A 4,787-nucleotide genomic window follows, 5' to 3' on the forward strand; every position below is an offset into this window, starting at 1 on the left:
GAAGTAGTTATCGAGGGTCTTGCATGAAATACGAGATGCTTGATCGAGAATATTTTCATCCGTGCAAAAAAGAAAGCCCCACCTGTTCGGTGGGGCTTTTTGATTGTTGTCTGAATTTACTTTAACGTTATGTTGCTTAAGCGACTTAGTACTTTGTACCGTGCGTTTAAACAATGCCAGTTTTGACGGTTCACACATTAATCTTTTCGGTATCTGTTTTGCAACGTCAACGTCAGTTTTTAATTAGTTACTATTTCAAAGCTGTTGTTAAGGCATTGAATCAGTCATTGATGTTACCGTCTTTTTGTCTGTATTTTTATGAATTGACTTACTAGGTTTTTCACCGTTGGTACAACTCTACAAACATCAATCCATTCACACCAATCAGATCAGGTTATCGTCCTAATCTGGAACTCAATTTACACACAGGAATTTTTTGCTGCAAGAGTTTTTAGAAAAAAATTCTCTATTGCAGCACAACAAAATTTCAACTGAAACTAATTCACCACAAAGTCGTTTTGACGCCACGCTTCATACACGACCAACGCCACGGTGTTGGACAGATTTAGACTGCGCGAATCGGGTAGCATCGGAACCCGTAACCTGGATTCTTCTTTAAGTGTATTCAAAAACTTATCCGGTAAACCTCGAGTTTCCGGTCCAAATATGAAGGCATCATTTGCCTGAAATCTGGTCTGTGCATAATTTGTGCGGCCTTTTGTGGACAGGGCAAAGACGCGAGAATCAGACAGTTTTTCCAGACACTCGGCGAGTGACTGATATTCGAGCACGTCGGCAAATTCGCGATAATCCAGTCCGGCACGGCGCAACTTTTTGCTCTCCAGGTCAAATCCCAGCGGATGAATCAGGTGCAGGCGCACCCCGGTGTTGGCGCAAAGCCTTATAATGTTGCCAGTATTCGGCGGAATTTCCGGCTCGAATAGAATGATATGAAACATATTTACGTATCCGCTACTTTAATAAAGGCCTGATTTTGACCTCAACTGCATTTGCCAAGTCTTCCAACGACATCCAGCTCCCGGATCCCATTTTACACAGCAAATTCTGCGGTATGGATTTTGCCTCGCCGATCTCCCTGCTTTCGGGGTGTGTGGGTTTTGGTGAGGAATACACCCGGGTGGCCGGATTCTCCAATCGCCAGGTTGGCAGCATTTGTTTAAAAGGCACCACCGGGACGGCGCGTCTGGGTAACCCGCCGCATCGCATTTATGAAACCCCGATGGGTATGTTGAATGCTATTGGTTTGCAAAATCCCGGGGTCGACAAAGTTGTGGACGAATACTTACCCAAACTGGATTTTTCAGAAACCCGCTTCATTGCCAATGTGTGCGGCTCAACCGTGGAAGAATATCTCAAAGTGGTGCGTAAATTCGATCAATCACCGATCGACGCCATGGAGCTGAATATTTCCTGCCCGAATATTAAAGAAGGCGGGGTGGCATTTGGTAATGATCCCGACATGTCGGCGCGGGTGGTGGAAGAGTGTCGCAAATTGACCGACAAACCCCTGATCACCAAACTCTCGCCTAACCAGACCGACATCCAGGAAAGTGCACGCCGTTGTATTGAAGCCGGTACCGATGGGCTCGCAGTCATCAATACCCTGATGGGCATGGCCATTGATGTGCACAAACGCGAACCGATCCTGGGCAATGTGCAAGGCGGTTTATCCGGGCCGGCCATCAAACCCATCGCTTTACTCAAAGTCTGGCAGGTGTATCAAGTGGCCAAAGCGCACAAGGTGCCGATCATCGGCCAAGGTGGTATCGCTACGGTCGAAGACGCGTTGGAGTTTTTAATTGCCGGTGCTTCATCCATCGGCGTCGGAACCGGTTTGTTCTATCAACCGCTAATGTGTGCGAATATTAATGCGGGTATTGTCGATTACTTGCGCGCCAATGAGATGCAGTCGCTGGATGATCTGATCGGTAGTCTGCAAGTGGATACGGAACGGAAGATTGTTTGCGGCTGATGGCGTTTGCGGGTAATGGCGATTATGCCGCCTGATCCTGTGGTTTAAGCGCGGGATATTAGGCGAAATGAATTTCGGAAAAGTGTGATCCCTGCAGTATGGTGGTAGAGCCGTTTAATGAATCTGAAAACCAGAGAAATACAATGAAAAAAATAAACCGCTTGTTGTTTGTCTTTCTAAGCTTTGCCATTTCGATCACTGCGTTGGCCGATACGGCCACGGTCGATACCCCCGCCATTATTCGATACAACAGCATTCATCATCCGGTAATCGCCAAAAACGGCATGGTGGTGACACAGAATGCAATCGCCACCGAAGTGGGTCTGGAGATTTTGAAAAAAGGCGGTAACGCGGTTGATTCGGCGATAGCCACGGCCTTTGCTTTGGCGGTAACACTGCCACGCGCAGGGAATATCGGGGGCGGTGGTTTTATGCTGGTGCACATTGCCAAGACCGACCAGCAGTTCGCCCTCGACTACCGTGAAATGGCGCCGGCCCTGGCCACGCGTGACATGTATTTGGACGAGAATGGTGAAGTCGACAGAAGTCGATCCTGGTTTAGTCATCAAAGTGCCGGAGTCCCGGGAACCGTGGCCGGAATGCATCTGGCCTGGCAAGAATGGGGGTCCTTGCCCTGGAAACAGCTTCTGGGACCGGCCATCCGACTCGCCAAGCGTGGCATGGTGGTCACGCATGATCTGTCGAGTAACCTGCACAGTCGTTCCGAGCGCTTGAGTAAAAACCCGAATACCAAATCCTATTTATACAAGCGTGACGGCAGTACCTATCAGGCGGGCGAAGTATTACGGCAACGCGACCTGGCCAAAACCTTAACTCGCATTGCCCGCTATGGTGCGAAGGGTTTTTATCAAGGCAAAACCGCAGATCTGATCGTGGCGGATATGCAGGCCAACGACGGTCTGATCACCCACGCTGACCTGAAAAACTATAAGCCGGTTATGCGTGAGGTCGTGACTGGACAATTTGATGTGGGCGAGAGCAATTATCACATCGCCTCCATGCCACCACCCAGTTCCGGCGGGGTTCATTTGATTCAAATGCTGAACACCTTAGAACACCTGCCCTTACAGGAAAGTGGTCACAACACCGGCGAGAGTTTGCATCTACTGGTCGAGACCATGCGTCGTGCCTATGCGGATCGCAGCGAACATTTGGGTGATCCGGATTTTTACGAAGTCCCGGTTGATTTCCTGACCAGTGAAGATTACGCCAAACAGGTCGCGGCCAGTATTGACCAAGCGCGTGCGTCTAAAAGCAGTGACATCAAAGCGGTGAGTATTCCCGCCTATGAAAGTCCGGACACGACACATTTTTCTATTGTCGACAAACACGGCAATGCGGTTGCCAACACCTATACGCTGAATTTTTCTTACGGTTCCGGAAAAATGGTCAAGGGTGGCGGCTTTATGCTGAACAATGAAATGGACGACTTCTCCTCCAAGCCAGGTTTCCCGAACGTGTATGGATTGGTCGGTAAAGAAGCCAACAAAATTGAACCCGGCAAACGCCCGCTCAGTTCCATGACCCCGACCATGGTGTTTAAGAATAATGCCGAAGGCGGCAAAGAATTGTTCATGGTCACCGGTTCACCGGGTGGTAGCCGCATCATTACCGCGGTGTTGCAAAACATTTTGAATGTCACTGTGCATGGCATGAATGTGGCCGAAGCCACGCACGCCCCGCGTATGCATCATCAGTGGCTACCCGATCAGGTGTTTGTGGAACCGGGTATCAGTCAAGACAGTGTTGAGGAACTGCAAGCCCTGGGGCATCAGGTCAAAGGGGCTAATACCATGGGTAGCATCCAGGCCATTCAGCTTATCGGTGATTACAAGCATGGCGCCGCCGATCCCAGACGCCCGGATGCCAAGGCGCTGGGGTATTAGGTCTTAGCAAAACTAATTGAACTTGGCATAGCTTGAGTGTTTTTCTGACGCTTAATTCTTGGCATGGGTCCCGGACAAACATGAATGTTTTTCGGGATGACAGTATGCAGAAAATGTGCCCTTAAAATTTGCACTTACTTTTCTGACCATCACTCCAGTTCTTTCAGTTTGCGAGTCAGCGTATTGCGTCCCCAGCCCAATAACTTGGCGGCATTCTGCTTGTGGCCATTACTCACAATTAGGGCTTCTTCCAACAGGATCTTCTCCACCTGGGGAATCAGCTCATTTAATATATCTTTATTACCCTGATTGAATTTTTGTTGCGCCCAGCTGCGCACGTACTGTTTCCAGTCGTTGTGATCCTGGTCTTTTGAGCCTTGCAGCTTAAGGTCAGCCGCTTGTATCTGTTGACCCGGGGCGCTGATGATCAAGCGTTGCGAGAGGTTGACCAGTTCACGTATATTCCCCGGCCAGTTATACGCTTGCAAGCGTTCACTGGCTTTGTCACTCAAGGTTTTGGGTGGCATGCCAAGCTCTTCGGCGGCTTTTTGTAAGTGATGGTTCATCAACTGCGGGATGTCTTCTTTACGCTCGCGTAATGGCGGGATCTCGATGTGATACACGTTCAGGCGATGATACAGATCTTCCCTGAATTCGCCCTTCTCGACCTGCTCGAGTAAATTCTGGTTGGTTGCGGCCACAATCCTTACGTCCACTTTAACCGGCGTATTGCCCCCTACCCGATAAAACTCCCCTTCGGCCAAGACGCGTAACAATCTGGTTTGTAATGCCATGGGCATGTCACCGATCTCGTCCAGAAACAAAGTGCCGCCATGCGCTTGTTCAAACCGCCCTTCGCGTTTGGCATTGGCTCCGGTAAAAGCGCC

Annotated in this window: 4 protein-coding genes; 2 read left to right on the forward strand and 2 right to left on the reverse strand. The window is 49.6% G+C overall.

Annotated elements, in window-relative coordinates:
• Positions 1-497 precede the first annotated feature (497 nt).
• Complete coding sequence (gene trmL / locus HKN88_01895) at positions 498-959, reverse strand: tRNA (uridine(34)/cytosine(34)/5-carboxymethylaminomethyluridine(34)-2'-O)-methyltransferase TrmL (GenBank protein ID NNC96803.1); 462 nt, start codon at positions 957-959, stop codon at positions 498-500.
• 113 nt (positions 960-1,072) lie between these two features.
• Here trmL and HKN88_01900 point away from each other — a divergent pair, with 113 nt between their 5' ends.
• Positions 1,073-1,993 carry a dihydroorotate dehydrogenase gene (locus HKN88_01900; protein NNC96804.1) on the forward strand — a complete coding sequence of 307 codons (921 nt, stop codon included), beginning with the start codon at positions 1,073-1,075 and terminating at the stop codon, positions 1,991-1,993.
• Positions 1,994-2,136: 143 nt separating this feature from the next.
• Complete coding sequence (gene ggt, locus HKN88_01905) at positions 2,137-3,900, forward strand: gamma-glutamyltransferase (GenBank protein NNC96805.1); 1,764 nt, start codon at positions 2,137-2,139, stop codon at positions 3,898-3,900.
• Between the two features lie 149 nt (positions 3,901-4,049).
• Here ggt and HKN88_01910 read toward each other — a convergent pair.
• Positions 4,050-4,787, reverse strand: a 738-nt coding sequence (locus tag HKN88_01910; protein NNC96806.1) for a sigma 54-interacting transcriptional regulator, incomplete at its 5' end; no start/stop codon positions are given.

This window comes from Gammaproteobacteria bacterium (assembly GCA_013001575.1).
Taxonomy (GTDB): Bacteria; Pseudomonadota; Gammaproteobacteria; order Steroidobacterales; family JABDMI01; genus JABDMI01.

What these genes read in the sequence shown, in the direction of transcription:
- ggt (NNC96805.1), top strand. Translation starts at nt 2,137, where the DNA reads ATGAAAAAAATAAACCGCTTGTTGTTTGTCTTTCTAAGCTTTGCCATT.
- trmL (NNC96803.1), bottom strand. Translation starts at nt 959, where the DNA reads ATGTTTCATATCATTCTATTCGAGCCGGAAATTCCGCCGAATACTGGC.
- HKN88_01900 (NNC96804.1), top strand. Translation starts at nt 1,073, where the DNA reads ATGGATTTTGCCTCGCCGATCTCCCTGCTTTCGGGGTGTGTGGGTTTT.